The sequence below is a fragment of the Paenibacillus sp. Y859 genome, assembly GCF_056786405.1.
This window is the reverse complement of the sequence record NZ_JBXCIZ010000001.1, coordinates 461,366-477,544: the sequence shown is the minus strand read 5'-3', so window position 1 is coordinate 477,544 and position 16,179 is coordinate 461,366. Positions and strand designations below refer to the sequence as shown.

18 protein-coding genes are annotated in these 16,179 nt (G+C 40.7%); 14 read left to right on the top strand and 4 right to left on the bottom strand.

Features of this window, described 5'->3' with window-relative positions:
- The first annotated feature begins 61 nt into the window (after positions 1-61).
- The 3 genes from AC1TO8_RS02370 (at position 62) to AC1TO8_RS02360 (ending at position 3,226) form a co-directional block, all read left to right on the top strand.
- Positions 62-1,072, top strand: a complete 1,011-nt coding sequence (locus tag AC1TO8_RS02370; protein WP_482054002.1) for an acyltransferase family protein — start codon at positions 62-64, stop codon at positions 1,070-1,072.
- A 31-nt stretch (positions 1,073-1,103) separates the two neighbouring features.
- The gene (locus tag AC1TO8_RS02365; protein WP_482054001.1) at positions 1,104-1,277 is read left to right on the top strand and encodes a hypothetical protein; all 174 of its coding nucleotides are present in this window, start codon (positions 1,104-1,106) and stop codon (positions 1,275-1,277) included.
- Positions 1,278-1,366: 89 nt separating this feature from the next.
- A complete protein-coding gene (locus AC1TO8_RS02360) occupies positions 1,367-3,226 on the top strand; it encodes a phage tail protein (protein WP_482054000.1) in 1,860 nt (619 codons plus the stop codon).
- Here AC1TO8_RS02360 and AC1TO8_RS02355 read toward each other — a convergent pair.
- Positions 3,220-3,912: a stalk domain-containing protein gene (locus AC1TO8_RS02355; RefSeq protein ID WP_482053999.1), complete on the bottom strand. Its 693-nt coding sequence runs from the start codon at positions 3,910-3,912 to the stop codon at positions 3,220-3,222. The genes AC1TO8_RS02360 and AC1TO8_RS02355 overlap by 7 nt on opposite strands.
- Positions 3,913-4,054: 142 nt before the next feature.
- Here AC1TO8_RS02355 and AC1TO8_RS02350 point away from each other — a divergent pair, with 142 nt between their 5' ends.
- The 4 genes from AC1TO8_RS02350 (at position 4,055) to AC1TO8_RS02335 (ending at position 6,955) form a co-directional block, all read left to right on the top strand.
- Entirely contained in the window at positions 4,055-4,465 is a 411-nt protein-coding gene (locus AC1TO8_RS02350) for a phage holin family protein (protein WP_482053998.1), read from the top strand.
- A complete protein-coding gene (locus AC1TO8_RS02345; protein WP_482053997.1) occupies positions 4,462-5,091 on the top strand; it encodes a glycoside hydrolase family protein in 630 nt (209 codons plus the stop codon). Before AC1TO8_RS02350 ends, AC1TO8_RS02345 begins: the two co-directional genes overlap by 4 nt.
- Positions 5,092-5,240: 149 nt before the next feature.
- Complete coding sequence (gene ku, locus AC1TO8_RS02340) at positions 5,241-6,092, top strand: non-homologous end joining protein Ku (protein ID WP_482053996.1); 852 nt, start codon at positions 5,241-5,243, stop codon at positions 6,090-6,092.
- Complete coding sequence (locus tag AC1TO8_RS02335; RefSeq protein WP_482053995.1) at positions 6,092-6,955, top strand: ATP-dependent DNA ligase; 864 nt, start codon at positions 6,092-6,094, stop codon at positions 6,953-6,955. Before ku ends, AC1TO8_RS02335 begins: the two co-directional genes overlap by 1 nt.
- Positions 6,956-6,976: 21 nt before the next feature.
- Here AC1TO8_RS02335 and AC1TO8_RS02330 read toward each other — a convergent pair whose 3' ends face one another.
- Positions 6,977-7,267 (bottom strand): hypothetical protein, encoded by a 291-nt coding sequence (locus tag AC1TO8_RS02330; RefSeq protein ID WP_482053994.1) that lies wholly within the window; start codon positions 7,265-7,267, stop codon positions 6,977-6,979.
- Positions 7,268-8,513: 1,246 nt separating this feature from the next.
- Here AC1TO8_RS02330 and rsmD point away from each other — a divergent pair.
- Both rsmD and coaD read left to right on the top strand, forming a co-directional pair.
- Positions 8,514-9,125: a 16S rRNA (guanine(966)-N(2))-methyltransferase RsmD gene (gene rsmD, locus AC1TO8_RS02325; RefSeq protein WP_482053993.1), complete on the top strand. Its 612-nt coding sequence runs from the start codon at positions 8,514-8,516 to the stop codon at positions 9,123-9,125.
- Positions 9,109-9,624, top strand: a complete 516-nt coding sequence (coaD, locus tag AC1TO8_RS02320) for a pantetheine-phosphate adenylyltransferase (protein WP_482053992.1) — start codon at positions 9,109-9,111, stop codon at positions 9,622-9,624. Before rsmD ends, coaD begins: the two co-directional genes overlap by 17 nt.
- Here the strand turns inward: coaD and AC1TO8_RS02315 are convergent.
- Positions 9,599-10,816, bottom strand: a complete 1,218-nt coding sequence (locus tag AC1TO8_RS02315) for a nucleoside recognition domain-containing protein (RefSeq protein ID WP_482053991.1) — start codon at positions 10,814-10,816, stop codon at positions 9,599-9,601. The two genes, coaD and AC1TO8_RS02315, sit on opposite strands and share 26 nt — an antisense overlap.
- Before the next feature lie 156 nt (positions 10,817-10,972).
- Between AC1TO8_RS02315 and AC1TO8_RS02310 the strand changes: the two genes are divergently transcribed.
- Positions 10,973-12,022: a YlbL family protein gene (locus AC1TO8_RS02310; RefSeq protein ID WP_482053990.1), complete on the top strand. Its 1,050-nt coding sequence runs from the start codon at positions 10,973-10,975 to the stop codon at positions 12,020-12,022.
- 29 nt (positions 12,023-12,051) lie between these two features.
- Here the strand turns inward: AC1TO8_RS02310 and AC1TO8_RS02305 are convergent, their stop codons facing one another.
- On the bottom strand, positions 12,052-13,287 hold the full coding sequence (locus AC1TO8_RS02305; RefSeq protein ID WP_482053989.1) for a nucleotidyltransferase: 1,236 nt from the start codon (positions 13,285-13,287) through the stop codon (positions 12,052-12,054).
- A 186-nt stretch (positions 13,288-13,473) separates the two neighbouring features.
- Between AC1TO8_RS02305 and AC1TO8_RS02300 the strand changes: the two genes are divergently transcribed.
- From AC1TO8_RS02300 to plsX, 4 genes are all read left to right on the top strand, one after another.
- Complete coding sequence (locus AC1TO8_RS02300) at positions 13,474-13,983, top strand: YceD family protein (protein ID WP_482053988.1); 510 nt, start codon at positions 13,474-13,476, stop codon at positions 13,981-13,983.
- 55 nt (positions 13,984-14,038) lie between these two features.
- Positions 14,039-14,212, top strand: a complete 174-nt coding sequence (gene rpmF, locus AC1TO8_RS02295) for a 50S ribosomal protein L32 (RefSeq protein WP_036645943.1) — start codon at positions 14,039-14,041, stop codon at positions 14,210-14,212.
- Between the two features lie 354 nt (positions 14,213-14,566).
- A complete protein-coding gene (fapR, locus tag AC1TO8_RS02290; protein WP_482053987.1) occupies positions 14,567-15,202 on the top strand; it encodes a transcription factor FapR in 636 nt (211 codons plus the stop codon).
- Complete coding sequence (gene plsX, locus AC1TO8_RS02285) at positions 15,186-16,178, top strand: phosphate acyltransferase PlsX (RefSeq protein WP_482053986.1); 993 nt, start codon at positions 15,186-15,188, stop codon at positions 16,176-16,178. Before fapR ends, plsX begins: the two co-directional genes overlap by 17 nt.
- The last annotated feature ends 1 nt before the right edge of the window (position 16,179 follow it).

The window sequence follows — 16,179 nt, the reverse complement described above, 5'->3', positions numbered from 1 at the left end:
TATTGTTTATTGCGCAAAAAAAACACACAGTATATACTCAAGTGTGGGGGGGGGTGCTGGCTTGCGAAAAGACAGATGGTTTAGTTTGGATTTTATACGTGCTATATCTGTTATTATAATTGTGATCTACCATTTTGGTACAACCTTGATTGGGTATAAAGTGGGTAGTCCGCTGTCAAGGACATGGAATTACGCAAACGGTGATTTAAGCAGCATAGGAGTTTCTTTGTTTTTCATTATTTCCGGTGCCGCTTTAATGAAATCGTATGGCAGTGATTTCTCATTAAAAAAATACTTTAAAAGGCGCTTATTTTCGTTATATCCAATGTTTTGGATAGCCTATGTAATAGCGTTCTTGTTTTATTTCTATCAAAACAGAACAATCGCACACCTCCCAAACATTAATTTTATATTGACGGTGTTCGGGTTGGATGGGTACATGTCGTACAAAATATCAACATATTACATTTTAGGGGAATGGTTTCTAGGTTGTATAATATTGCTGTATTTATGTTTTCCTATACTCAGATCATTGGTGGTTAAGTATCCGAAAATACTTCTTATTGTGGTTGTGGGTTTATTTATAATATTCTTAGAAAATTATAATTTTGAGATCCCTTCATCACGTAACTTCGTCTCCAGGATACCGGAATTTCTATTCGGGATGTACTTTGCGCATTATGTTAAAAAAGTAAATTGGTATCAGTGTTTAATAGCGCTGTTTATCATTATTGTTATGCTTTTTGTGGGAATTCAAATTGCTGGTATGTATAAAGTATTATTCATAGGTGTCGCTGTATTCTTTGTATTAGTTTACTTATCTCAAATTATTAAATCCGCAAAAGTAAAGGCTGTATTTGAGGTGGTGAGTAGGTATTCATATGCCGTATTTTTAACTCATCACGTTGTTTTAATGGAGACATTGCGTAAGTTTAAAGAAACAAATCTGACAATAGTTGAGAGTCTTAGTTTATTAATAATATCTTGCACTATTATAGCTTTCATTTCAGCCTACTTATATAAAATCACAAATAAAGCGGTTAGTTATGCAGGCTCATTAGTTAAACATTAGGAATAAACAATGAAGATATGGAGGGTTGATCATGAACACAATCATCTCTTTAACAGAAGAAGAGTTACAGTTATTAAAGGAATTTGTGGTGGAGCATTTAGAGGAAAGAAGTCCAACTCCAACAGATACAATGAAGAGTTTAGCAACAAAATTAAAACTATCAGAAGACACGCACAACTGGATTGATAGAATGTTTATTAAATAATTTAATAAACAGTAGGACGATTATGCGACACAAGGCACGCTCATATCGAGTGTGCTTTTTTCTTTTTCAATAAAGTATAGGAGGTCCATATGAGGAATTCATACGTAACCATTTATGACTTACAAATGCGTAAAGTTGCACACCTAGAAAATGCTTTCGGTATATCTTACGAAACGCCAATGAACGCATTGTGGGGAGCTTCCTTTTCTCTACCTGCAACCGATCCAAAGAACGTTGAGTGTCAGCCGCTGTATTATGCTGAGATTTTTGATGAGTCTGAACGATTGGAATTATTCCGCATCTTGCCAAGTAATTTGATTCGAAACTCGAGCGGAACGACTATGACCTATCAATGCGAGCACGTCCTAGGCACATTACTGGACGATATCCTATTTATGTATCACACCATCGGGAATCTGGGCGTACACACACCACAAGTCCTACAATACATCCTTTCAAAACAGAGTGTGCAACGATGGCAGCTGGGCACGGTTCAATTACCTCGGCAATTTGAATACAATTGGGAAAACGAGAACCTTCTAGGCGCTCTATTTAGCGTTCCTAAGCCATTTGATACCGAATACATGTGGACATGGGATACAACCTCTTACCCGTGGACACTCAACCTAGTAGAGCCATCAAATGAGGTACAGGCATACATTCGCTATGGTGTAAATCTGCAGGGCATAGAGCGCAACGTAGACCCCTCTAACGTGGTCACACGACTCTATGGGTTAGGATATGGCGAGGGAGTTAACCAACTAACATTTAAAGATATAAACGGCGGACTTCCTTATATCGATGCGGAACAAGAGTTTATAGATAAATACGGTATTATGCAAAGTGTGTTTGTCGATCGTCGGTTTGAATATCCAGAAACTCTCCTGGCACGTTGCAGGGCTATGATGGATGAGTTGAAACAACCAAGAACAACATACGTGGTCCAAGCTTCTGAATTGTACGCACTAACTAATGATCCGATTGATAAGTTTAAAACAGGAACGATGGTGAGAGTGCAGGACAGTGAGCTGGGCGAGGATACGACAATTCGGGTGTTAAACGTGAGTAAATCTGATGTCATTGGAGCACCTGGTAATGTAGAGATTGAGATCGCCAACAGACCGCAGGACATAGCAGGCAGTATTTCGGACTTGAGAAATCGACAGTATGTTAATGAGGTATATGCGCAAGGGGCTACTAACTACGACTCTCATAATTTTGCTGACAATTGTGATCCAACACATCCTGCTATATTGCGGTTTTGGATGCCAGAGGAAACGGCAAGAGTTAATAAGGTAATGCTATCTTATCGCGTTGAAGCTTTCCGCGGGTATAGCAAATCAATTGAAGCAGCACCATCTGTGTCGTCTGGACCTAGCACAAAAACAACATCAGGACCTAGTAGTGCTTCGACATCTGGGCCAAGCAGTATTAATACAACCGGAGTGGTAAATGTGTCCGGTAACACAGAGACAGATGCAACATATACAAGCACAGGAGGACATAACCACGGAATACCTCCAGGAACTGTTTTTATAGACGTAAATGGAGTGCCTTGGGAGTGGGTGGCATCTGGTAACCACCGACACTTAATTTTGCTAACTCCGCATGAACACGGCATGAACCATACACATAACATGGAGCATACGCACAACATGGAGCATACGCACGACATACCTGCCCACGCCCATGACATTGACTTTGGTATTTTTGAAGGTCAGACACCTAGCGAAGTACAAGTAAGAGTAGATGGGCATCTAGTCAGCGGGGCAGGGACGAGTGTAGATGAGATTGACATTATCCCTTACTTATCTAAGGATAGTAGCGGTAGGATCAATCGAGGAGCGTTTCACGAAATAACAATAACCCCAACAAATTCATTGGGGCGAGTTGTTGCTTCTGTATTTACACAAATATTTGCGCAAAGTCGTGGTGGTGGAGATTATTGAAGATTGATTGTTGCAGTTAATTTAGTTACCGGATCAATCAATGTGATACTTTCAAATTCCTCTCCGCTAGGTATAACTCGGTAAATGGTGGAGCTTGTTTTCTCACCAGTCTTTACTCCATCTGGGAAACTACCAATACTATTATTTATTTCTTTGTCACCTATTTTCATTTTTTCTAAAAATCCGAACACCGGATAACTAAAGTCATTGATCGGAACATATGAGGTCGTTATATCAAGGTTGATAAAAGCAAACATATCTCCTTCGTTGGGCACAGTATATATCCCTTTGTCAGTCGTCAGTGTTTCGCTAGTGCCGGCAGTGGCGATATAAAAGGTCGTACCTCCCAAAGCGAATGTATCACCGATATTATAAGTTTGATGTTCTTTTTCGGTTATCGTTGTCACCTTATCCACACCTTTCGAGGTAAGTTCTATTGTTTTAGCTTTTCCATCATAGTCCAATTCAGTATCTAGCAATCCAGCAACTTCACGTACAGGTAGATAGGTTGTACCGTTCACAACAAGGGGGGTGTTCTGCAATTGAGCTTCTTGACCGTTTACTACGATCTTAAATTTGGTTAGCACAGCTTCCACGGTAGTTGGTGCGGCAGCTGCTAGTGTCGCTGACCCTAGCGTCATTCCGATTACTAGAGTGGCTATAGTTTTGACGAGTGATTTTTTCATATATACAACTCCTTTTGATAACATTATACCTTACTTACGGTAAATGTTGGATAAGGTTTTATATTAAACGACAACTTCAGATAATTTATTTCTCCCTCGGAGCCGATCCGCGGGCTATTTATATTTTAAGGGGGATTTCAGAATGGACAACTTTATTAAAATCATCGTAGCTATCGCAGGGGCGTCATCATCATTTTTATTTGGAGGTTGGTCGTCCTTGTTAAATATATTACTTGTATTTGTGGTGATTGATTATATATCAGGATTTGCAGCTGCTGCCAAAGAGGGCAAATTAAACAGCACGGTAGGTGGTTGGGGGATCGCTAAGAAGGTATCTATTTTCGCCATTGTTGCGGTTGCTCACTTGGTAGATACAGCTTTAGGAGATACGCATTTATTCAGGGATGCAGCTATATTCTTTTACCTAGCAAATGAATTGCTTTCACTATTAGAAAATGCCGGACGCTTAGGAGCTCCAGTTCCTCCAGGACTTAAACAGGCGGTTGAAATACTTAAAGGCAAGTCAGGTGATAAGGAGGTTGGTGGCAAATGAGTCGCAAAATATCGCAAGTCGGCATCCGCTTAATACAAAACTTTGAGGGTTGTCGTCTGACTGCATACAAACCAGTAGCTACCGAGCAGTATTGGACTATCGGTTGGGGTCACTACGGACCTGACGTAAAGCAAGGATCAACCATCACGCAAGCGCAGGCGGATAAGATGCTTGTTAATGACCTAGCTAAGTATGAGTCATATGTTAATGACAAATCGTACGTACCAATAACGGACAAGCTCAACCAAAATCAATTTGATGCGTTAACTAGCTTTTGTTACAACTGTGGAGCAGGCAATTTGCGAACGCTGTGTAAGGGTCGTACAATCGCACAAATAGCCAACAGCATCATTAAGTACGACAAGGCTGGCGGTAATGTGCTAGCGGGGTTGGTGCGGAGACGTAAAGCGGAGTTGGAGTTATTCAACAAGGTTGACATTCCTATTAATACCGAGAAGGAAGGGGTCACGGTGAACAAAGTAAATGTAACTGTATACGGTTTAAAGATCGAAGACGGCTTGCTAGTGGACGGTAAAACATACGTACCACTACGAGCGGTAGGAGATGCTCTGGGAGTTAAGACCGCTTGGGATAATATTAGTAAGACTGCATCGATTACAAAGTAAATTCGCAAGCGTTTGGGAATATACCCTGCTGACTTCGGTCGGTGGGGTATTTTTTGCGTTTAGGTAAGGAAACTTCTTTACCTAGGCCGATGAATAAAAAAGAAACTTTGAAGCCATCCTAATTTTAAAAAATGAAGGTGGTTTTTACTATGCACACAATTTGGAAAGGGAACGTCACATTCGGGTTGATAAATATCGGGGTAAAATTACACTCCGCAATCGAGGACAAGGATATCAAGCTTAAAAACTTACATAAGGACTGTTTAACTCCTATAAAATATCAAAAAGTATCACCTGACTGCTCTGATAAAACTCTAACGGATGCGGACATCGTTAAAGCCTATGAATACGCTAAAGACAAATATGTTGTTATAAACGATTCTGAAATACAGGGACTCAAAAAGGAATATGAGGTTAAAACGGTTGAGGTCGTGGATTTTGTTGAGTTGGATGAAATTGATCCTACTTACTATAATAATACGTATTATCTAGCGCCTGAAGAGGGTCAAGCAAGAGCATATTCATTATTAAGAAAAGCTTTGAGCGAGACCAATAAAGTGGGAATTGCTAAAATATCAATGCGCTCTAGCCAACAATTGGCGATCATAAGAACATTTAAAGATGCTTTAATTTTGGAAACCATCCATTATCCTGATGAAGTAAGACCAGTGGAAGGACTTAATCTGCACAATGAAACCGTTGATGAAAAAGAACTAGCTGTCGCCAAGATGCTGATCGATCAACTTACAACCACTTTTGAGCCTACCAAATACAAAAACGATTACAGATCAGCTCTAATGGATTTGATTGAGTCAAAAGTGGATCATGAGAAGATTGAAATTCCTGAAACTGGCGAACCGAAAAAGGAAACTGTACTGAGTCTCATGGATGCCCTGCAAGCAAGTATTGATCAATTACCTATAGCAATCCAAACAGAATCAACCCCGAATAAACCTAAACCTAAAAAGAAAAGAGCAGCTACGAAAAAGGCGATACTATAATGTTTATATCACCTATGCTACTTGATAGCCGTGAAGATGCCTTTGATTCCAAAGATTTTATATATGAGCCTAAGTCAAATGGCGTCCGTTTAGAACTGGAAAGTAAAATAGGTGGAATTACAATCTGGACTCGCCATAAAAACGATGTAACGGTGAGTTTGCCTGAGATCAATTCATTACACATTGAGGATGGGATAGTGTTGGATGGCGAGTTAGTTTGTTATGATCCCGACAATCAGTTAAAGGAAGACTTTGAAGCAGTGATGAGTAGAATTATGAGCAAGAGAGAAATAAGCATTAAAGCATCAGTTAAACAGTTTCCAAGTACGCTGATTGTCTTTGATATTTTAAAGTACAAAGGTAAGTCCGTTATGAATTTACCATTATTGGAACGTAAAGAAATATTAGATAAAGCTGTTGAAAATCAGCCACACTTAACTAAAGTCATGTTTCTTCCTGAGTTTGGCAATAAACTTTTCGATCTAATAAAGGCGAATCAATTGGAGGGTATGGTTGCAAAACGTATAGACTCACGCTACCAGGAGGGTAAAAGACCGAAGGATATATGGTATAAGATTATCAACTGGCAGTACTCGGACTGTGTTATAACGGGCTATAAAAAAGGTGAGACTGGTTGGTACCTGGGGATTGACAATGACGAGGGTATAGACCGAGTAGGGATGGTTGAGTTTGGCATATCTCCAAATCAGAAAAAGGCATTTTACAATATGGTTAAGGGATTAAAGATAGGAGAGAATGAAAGAAGTGTATGGATTAAACCTGTGCTGTATTGCAGATTGAAACATAGAGGATTTTTGAAAAGCGGAAATATTATGACTCCGGTATTCATGGATTTTATTTGAAGTATGTACAAGCCCACTAACCTATATGGTCGGCGGGCTATTTTTTTTGAACATATCAATAACTCTTGAAACCTTTTCTATATCCGCATACGGCATCCACACTGGACCCTCTGACGTTCTCAGCTTGGCACGATCGGGATCGGTTGATACTTCTGCTACTCCTGTTATCAATTCACGGCTACGAAGCTTTAAGGTGACTCTTTGATTGTTGGTTGCAGCTATATGAAGCTCTTTTTTAATGTCCACATTATCACCACCCTCATTAAATAAATTCGCGATCCATGTATACTTTCCTGCTATTAACTTTCTCATTGTAATACGAACGTATGTTTGGTATACTCCAATTATTATCATAGAAAAGGGAGTTAAATATTCTTTATAGCGAATCTATGAAAAGAGGGTATGTTTACATTTTAATGTAAATTTTTACTTGGTTACGCTTACGGAAATACGTGGTAATATTTCCATGTGAGTAAAATATATTGAAAGAAGGTGGCTCTTGTAATACATAAGAAGGGGTGAAAAAAGGTGGCTTAACTAATAGTTAAGTTTCTCTTTCGGGGGAACGCATGAGCGCTCACCGTTTGCCTTTTTCAGTTCCTTTCGTGTAGATCTTCCATAGTACAGCGTAATATCTGAGACGCCTTAAAAGCTAGCGGGTAAGAGAAGTACTTCTTGTTGTTAAGGATTTGCGATATATGAGCTTCGGTCACAGCTAACTTAAATGATAGTTCTCTTGCAGTGAGATGGTTGCGTAATAACAATTCCGGCAAACGGCTTCTCCCCAACTGGAGAGCCAATATATCACCTAACCTTTGTATATGATCAAAATCATTATATCTTTTTTCCACATCATGGTATAGGGGAGTTGTTTAGATGGATCCGATCAATGAGAATTTCGACGAAGTTTACGAAGAAATAATCATAAATTTTGAACGAACTAACCATAATTTTATCTTAATGTTTAAAAACATTTTAAATAGTCTGAGCGTGTATGATATAAAAAGTGCCACCCAACAATTATTTAAATTAGAAGAGATATATAATGAGGATAAGTGCCTGTTAATGAAAGAGACAATAAATAGAATTATAAAAAAATAAAAGGCACCTAAAAAAACACAGTCCTCAAGAGGGTGTGTTTTTTTGCGATACAGTATTATACTAAACGATGTTTTCCCTACGCATATAAGGTCAATTGCCACCTTGTATGCCACCTGAATAATAATTTTGTTTTTAGTAAAAGCAATAAACATTGTTAGATCAACGTTTATACATAATAAAAATTGGACGCCCCTTACAGGGCGTCCTCATGGGAGAGGAGAAACCAGACGAAGAGCTTATGGGGAAACGTAAGTAATCTCCGCGGTTGTCTACGACATTCTTTTGATGTCGATAAACTAAGCATTCCCTCAAGGACCTTTTTTATACATAAAGAATGAACAATCATCACTTTCTGAACCGTTGATTTTTCAAAATGTACAAGAGTATGGTAAGATATCGTCATAAAAATGCGAACGAGAGCATTGATCCTTAGATATAGAATGGGTGAGTAGAATCAGTGAGAGTTGTATCGGGAAGCGCAAAGGGGAGACCCTTAAAGAGTGTCCCTGGAATAGGGACAAGACCGACCACAGATAAAGTTAAAGAAGCGATATTTAGCATGATTGGTCCTTATTTCGAAGGAGGGACCGTGTTGGATTTATTTGCTGGAACAGGAAGCTTAGGCATTGAGGCTCTAAGTCGTGGAATGGAACATGGTGTGTTTATAGATCTGGAGCCTAAGAGTATTGAAACGATACGTACTAACTTAAAGGCAACCCGATTAGAGGCTCAAGGAGAAGTCTTTCGTAATGATGCTGAAAGGGCTCTTAAAGTGCTCGCTAAGAGAGGACTTGTTGCGGATGTTGTCTTTTTAGATCCTCCATATCGGTTGACGAATGCTGATGGACTACTTCAGCAAATGCATGAAAAGTCACTTCTCCAGGATGATGCAACGATTGTGATTGAGCATGACTCCAAGTATGAGTATCCGGATGAATTCGGTCTTTTTACATGTATTCGTAAAGCGTTATATGGTGAATCGGCCATTACAATTTACGAATATCGGTCAGACAAGAAGGTAACAGAGATTGATACGGTTGAGGAGGATCATCATGGAACAACACATTAGTATACCACGTATTGGCGTTTACCCAGGGAGTTTCGACCCGGTTACTATGGGACATATGGATATTATTTTACGAGCATCTAAACAGTTTGATCATCTGATTGTTGCTGTGCTGAACAATCTAAGTAAGAACGCATTGTTTACAGTTGAGGAGCGTAAAGATTTATTGAGAAAAATGACAGCAGACATCCCTAATATAGAGGTGGACAGCTTCCGTGATCTACTAGCTAATTATATGAGAGATAAGAATGCACATGTCATAGTACGTGGTGTTCGGACGATTACGGATTTCGAATATGAGCTACAGATGGCTTCTACGAATCATAAGTTGAACCCCGATGTAGAGACTATATTTATGATGACGAATCCCAGATACTCCTATTTAAGCTCTAGTCTAGTGAAGGAAGTTGCGCATTTTCATGGGGATTTGAGTGAGTGGGTAGCTCCAGAAGTGGAACAAGCCTTGCATCAGAAAGTTAAGGATAATGCCGGGAAGAAGTAAGGAAGATACTCCACGAGAGCAGAAGTAAAATGATTAGAATGATTCCTTGCCATCCGAGCATGAGCAGGATATGGGACCACATGCCAGAAATGGGTGACAAGTCTGTAGCATAATCTGGCCAATAGAAGAATGCGGGTTGAACCTTGAGGCCCAAGAGTGTCATTGGTTTCCATAGGAATAGTGTGAGAATAAAGGCATAGGTACCGTGTAACAATCTCATCATTATAAAAGGAAACCATCGTACGCCGGCTTTAATGAGTGGCGAGATCGATTGGAGTATCGCACACAGTCCACTCCAGCCTAGCATAGCTGATAATAAGGACCACTGTATAACGGGTGTGAGGGCAGAAGTCGAACTGATAGCTTTTGCTCCTAAATGTAGTTCAAATACACCAGCTAAATAATAGGTAGGTACTCCGGGAATGATATAATAGCTGATAAGATGAATCAAGACAGCCATCATAATAATGTATCCGCCTATGACCATCAGAATCTGAACGGAATGACTTACGGATTCACCCAGGAGTTTACCAAAGCTTCGCCCATCACGAATATGTGCCTTGTTGACAGCCCTCCATACCTTTCTGGATAAAGGCAATTTAGAGTTGTCGAGCTGTCTAGTGAGTTCTGGTGTTCCAACCTGCCTATTTCTAACTAGCTTGCTGAATGGTACAGAGGTAAAGAAAGCGAGAATGCCGGATAGCCAATGAATGCCTAGTAACCAGTAGCCTGAGGATGGCTGATCTAACAGGCCAATTCCGATGACAATGATGATTGTTATGGGGTTACAGAAATGAGATAACCATGTCATTCGCTCTGCCTCACGAGAGGTTAGATCGCCTTGCTGCACCAGTTGCAATGTGGATTGAGCTCCGCCAGGGAAACCGGTTGTCATCCCCATTGTAAGTGTCCATCCACTGACTCCAGGTAGACCGAACACTCTTCTCATGAGCGGTTCTAATAGGACTCCGATCCCATGAATCCATCCATAGGCTATGAGTATTTCGGATAATACTAGAAAGGGAAGCAGTGAGGGGAATACAATGTGCCACCACAAGGCTAATCCCTGAAGGGATGTCTGAAAAGTTTGTTCAGGAGAACTGACGATACCAACAACAAGTAGGAAAGAAAGAAGTCCTAACATCAGAGTGACTACGGGTCCACGGAATAGATATTTACTACGATTAATCATGAAATCACCTCATTGAGTAAACATAACTAGAAATCTAAGGAACAAGCTTCTTCATAGTGCGAGTTCAAAAGATGACTTTTTGAACAAGCTCTATACTCAAGTTATGCTGGGTGAAGAGACATAAGACCAGCTATCGACTGGAAGATTAAGGGAGAGATGGAGCGAGTGAAGGTATCTAATAAATCACGGGGCAAACAAGGGATCAAGTATCTCTTAATGGTCGTCCTTCTTTGTTACATTGTCGTATACATGCCAACTCCGTACATCATATACCAGCCAGGAAGTGCTGAAGAGGTAAAGCCTATGATTACGGTGGAGGGGGCAGATGAAACGGAAACAGGAACGTTTATGATGACGACAGTATCTGCGAGCTATGCTAATATCGCATTACTGGCGATCTCTTCTTTTAACTCGAATGCAGAAGTGGATAAAAAGCAGTCGCGTCTTGGAGATAAAAGCAAAAAGGAATATGCAGCAGAACAATTATTTTATATGAGTAACTCACAGTCTTCTGCGGTAGAGGCAGCATATAAGAAAGCGGATATACCTTATCAGATATTGCCTGAATATCTTTTTGTATTCTCTACTCCTAAAGATGCTAATAACGGTCAATACTTTCAGGCAGGCGATAAAATATTGGAAGTGGATCATGATCCAATCACGGATCAATTAGATCTAGTATCTCAATTGAAGAGTAAAAAAGTTGGAGATATTATATCCGTAAAACTAGAGAGAGCGGGTCAAATTATCGAAGAGAAGGTTCCCTTGGTATCTATCCGTGATAATGAGACAAATGACCAACGAGTTGGATTTGGTATCGTCATCGGGACCGTACAGAAAGTAACTGCGAATGACCCAAGCAAACAGGTGGAATTCAAGAATACGAATGTAGGTGGCCCTTCCGCAGGGCTGATGTTCACGATGGAGATTTATAATCAGCTGACCCCTGGCGATCTGACTAGAGGTTTTCGTGTTGCAGGTACAGGGACCATTACTGTAGATGGCAAGGTGGGTCCGATCGGTGGAGTTAAGCACAAAATTGTTGCTGCTGATCGTGAAAAGGCACAATTATTTTTCGTACCAAAGGATAATTATCAAGAGGCCAAAACAAAAGCAGATGAGATTGGAACGACGATGAAGCTAATCTCAGTAGCTACTTTGGAGGAGGCCTTGAAATATATGGAGCAGCTCCATACTACATCCTGATAGAGGTAGTTCAAAAAGTCATCTTTTGATCACATCCTGATAGGTGGTTCATAATAATCTCGAAATATTTCCCGAGCCTGTGGTTGATTATAGCTGTTAGCGTATACGGCAGCAGCTTGTAGATCTCGCTCCAGATGTTCATGCGTAAGAGCGGAAGGTTTCACGACGATCGGTAATGTGGAAGTTTTTTTCATTTGCTTCAGGAGTTGTTGTCCGTGACTGTTAAAGCCGAGAATTCGTAAATAGCCAGGTCCCTTCGATAGTTCGTCGGGGGACATTTCCTCTTTGGTATGACTAAGGAGAATATGGGTAAGCATACGTTGTAATTTTGTATGTGTATAACGCTTTGTTTTTAGGCTATGAAGTAGTTCTCCTACAGTGGCACTCGAGAGACTAGGTAGAAGCCGCTTTATACGGTACTCTAAGCCCTCTGTAACCTCACTCACTAGAGATAGCTGTGATAATGATTGCGTCATTAGAAGATGGATCAGAGGCTGTCTGAATGATTCCCAGTGAATCGGACCTCTTCCAGCAGCGAACTCCCGTTTCATGATTTCTTGTGTGTAGGGAGGGATATACGGTGTAGCGGCTTCAATACGCTTTTCCAGGATAAGCCTTCTTACGGCAGTAGCACTTGCTATGTTGGATAGAGAAGGTGATGTATCATGATAAGCGGCGCTCTCGCGCGGTATTGTTAATGGAATAATAGAACTTCCTAATCGTTCTAAAGCTATAAGATAGTGTAGGGCTAGTGTTTGATTGGGTTGTAGTAGTAGACGGTGGATTTCTTCCTGCTCATCAAGATTAGTAAAAAGGGTGGCAGCTGCTGCGCTGTATGCTTTAGGGTAACTAATTCCTTGATCTAGTAGTCGGGCTAGTTCCTGTTGCATCATATTATTCTCTATGGCGAGTTGCTTGGCTAGTGGGGCGAGTAAATGGAGCGACCCGCTTTCGGTCCCGAAACAAAGGTAATCGACAACGCCAGTAGCCTCTAAAAGTGAAACAGCACCGTATGCGAACCATTCAGCAGGCGAAACAGTATAATGAATAGGAAGTTCAATCACGAGGTCTACACCCATCTTAAGAGCCATTTCTGCACGAGCATGTTTACTTAGCAACGCAGGTTCACCGCGTTGTAAAAAAGGACCGCTAATAATGGCGATACAATGTTTAGCACCCGAAAGTTCCTTCGCTCTGCTATAATGGTGTACATGACCGTTATGTAGTGGGTTATATTCAACGATGATGCCAACGACTGTACTCAACTTTGAGCTCAACCTCCTAGAATGATAATTTTGATCTTGTGAGATATGGACAATGTATTCTTAGTCTTTAGAATATAGCATAAATGTCATCATGATAAGAAATAATAATGGGATGTAATGTGATTCATGTTGACAAACCTACACAAATCTCGGTATAATAATTTTTGTTTGTTTGGAGTGATTATAATGCAATTTGAATTTCGCAAAATTGTAAAGTTTGAAAGTCCCATGCAGTTTCAAGAACAAGTGAATGTAGATCGTGTCATTAAAGATCGCAAAGATATTATTACTGCTGAATCGGTTCTTGTTGATTTACAGGCATCATATGTTGGCGACGACACAGTAGAGGTTCAAGGGAAGCTTAATGGACAAGTAGAGATGGCGTGTTCACGCTGTTTAACAGAAGTTCTTGAGCAATTGAACATTCCGTTTCACGAACGCTTCAAGTTGGTGAAGCAGTCTGAGAAGATTCAGGATGAAGATGACGATATCATTTACGTGGATAATGACGTAGTAGATCTAATCCCATTTGTGGAAGAAGCTTTTCTGCTGTATTTACCCCAGATTCCGTTATGTAAGGCGTCCTGCAAAGGGCTTTGCCAACAATGCGGAACAGACTTGAATGTAAGCACATGCAACTGCGACACGAGAGTAGTCGACCCACGGCTTGCTGCGCTGAAAGGTTTATTTGAATAATGATGTAACATTCATCTCGTTAGTGACGAGTTGATTGAAATAAGGAGGTGGGAACATGGCAGTACCTCAAAGAAGAACGTCCAAAACACGTCGTGACAAACGTCGTACTCACTTTAAACTGGCAGTGCCGGGTATGGTGAAATGTGAACAATGCGGAGAATTGAAGCTTGCTCATCACGTATGTAAAGTGTGCGGAACGTATAAATCAAGAGAAATCATTTCGCAATAATTTTCAAATCGGTAGTGCTTCACCTTTGGTGAGGCACTATTTTTTTTGAAATATAAGAAGTATAAGTTTCACATGAATCAATTTCATAATCGCCGATGCAGCTAAATCGGGTTGCGTAATTATGAAATTGATTCTTCATACTCTATTCCTTATATTTTTGCAGAGACGGATACCTTAAAGCGATACGAAGTATCGCTAGCATAATTTTTGTTAAAAAGGACGGTGTAGCCGTTTCAGCTTAACTACTTTCTTTTTAAGACAGCATGATTTATACTACATATTAGTACCTGGTTCTAAAGGGTCGTATCAATTAACAATACATAAGATCATAGTCGGTTAGTTCATTTATAAAAAATGTATGAAAATGCAAGGAGGTGTACCGTCATCGAACGTTTACCTAAGAAGATGCGTCATCAGAATTTGATGGGGTTGATCGAGGCGAATCCATTCGTCACGGACAGAGAACTGACTAGACAATTGAAAGTTAGCATTCAGACGATTCGTTTAGACCGTATGGAGCTAGGGATCCCTGAACTACGTGAACGTATGAAGCAGATGGCGGAGCATTCTTATGATCAAGTTCGCTCCTTGCCATTAAATGAAGTTGTGGGGGATATCGTAGATCTGCAACTGGATAAGAGTGGTATCTCAATCTTTGAAATTCGAGATGAGCACGTATTCTCGCGAACACATATTGCTCGCGGACATTATATATTCGGACAAGCAAATTCCTTAGCTGTAGCTGTCATTAATGATGAGATCGCATTGACAGCTTCATCGGATATTCGTTTCTTGCGCTCTGTTCATCTGGGTGAGAAGTGTATAGCTAAAGCATATGTGAGATTAATGCCTGAACAAAAAGGAAAAGCTAAAGTTGAAGTATTTACCTATGTAGGTGAAGAAATGGTCTTCCAAGGTAATTTTCTCATTTATAGATCCGCTGGGGAAGAGATCAACGAGGGAGGAATGCAACATGAGAATCGTCATTGATGCTATGGGGGGAGACCATGCTCCTCAATCTAATGTAGATGGAGCGTTAGCGGCCACTGCTGAGTGGAAAGATGTAGAAATTATACTTGTGGGGGACCGAGCGCAGATCGAACCTTTGCTTAGCGGTAAAGAAGTTCCCTCTAATCTAACAATTGAGCATGCTGGTGAGGTCATCGCCGCTGATGATGAACCGGTTAAAGCTGTTCGCCGCAAAAAGGATGCTTCCATGGTTGTGGCGGGGCGCTTGTTAAAGGAAGGTCATGCGGACGCTATGATTTCTGCGGGGAATACGGGTGCACTTATGACGACAGGTTTACTGGTTGTCGGCCGTATGGAAGGTATTGAGCGACCGGCTCTTGCTCCGATGATTCCTACACTGGATGATGTTGGAGTACTTGCGCTTGATCTCGGTGCCAATATGGACTCTAAGCCACAGCATCTGGCCCAATTTGGTTTGATGGGTAGCTTGTACCGTCAAAAGGTTCAAGGAATAGCTAAGCCACGAGTGGGGCTTTTAAATGTTGGAGTTGAGCCTGGTAAAGGGAATGAATTAACCAAAGAGGCTTATCCTCTTTTACAAGAGATGCCTATTCACTTTATAGGAAATGTTGAAGCTCGGGACATTATGGTAGGGAACTGCGATGTACTTGTGTGCGATGGCTTTGCAGGGAATATATTGCTTAAGTCGATCGAAGGGACAGCTGGAGCGATGTTCAGTTTGCTGAAGGAGCAGTTTAGCCAGTCCTTGAAGAGTAAGATTGGTGCAGCGATATTAATGCCTCAGTTAAAAGGAATTAAGAAGAAATTGGATTATTCCGAAACGGGAGGCGCACCATTGCTTGGATTGCGCAGTCTAGTTATGAAGAGTCACGGTTCTTCTAATGGGAATGCCATTAAGAATGCGGTCGGGCAAACAAGGATCGCATTAAAAAATGAATTGGTTTCTAGTATATCGAAGGAAATTAGCGGGAAGTGAG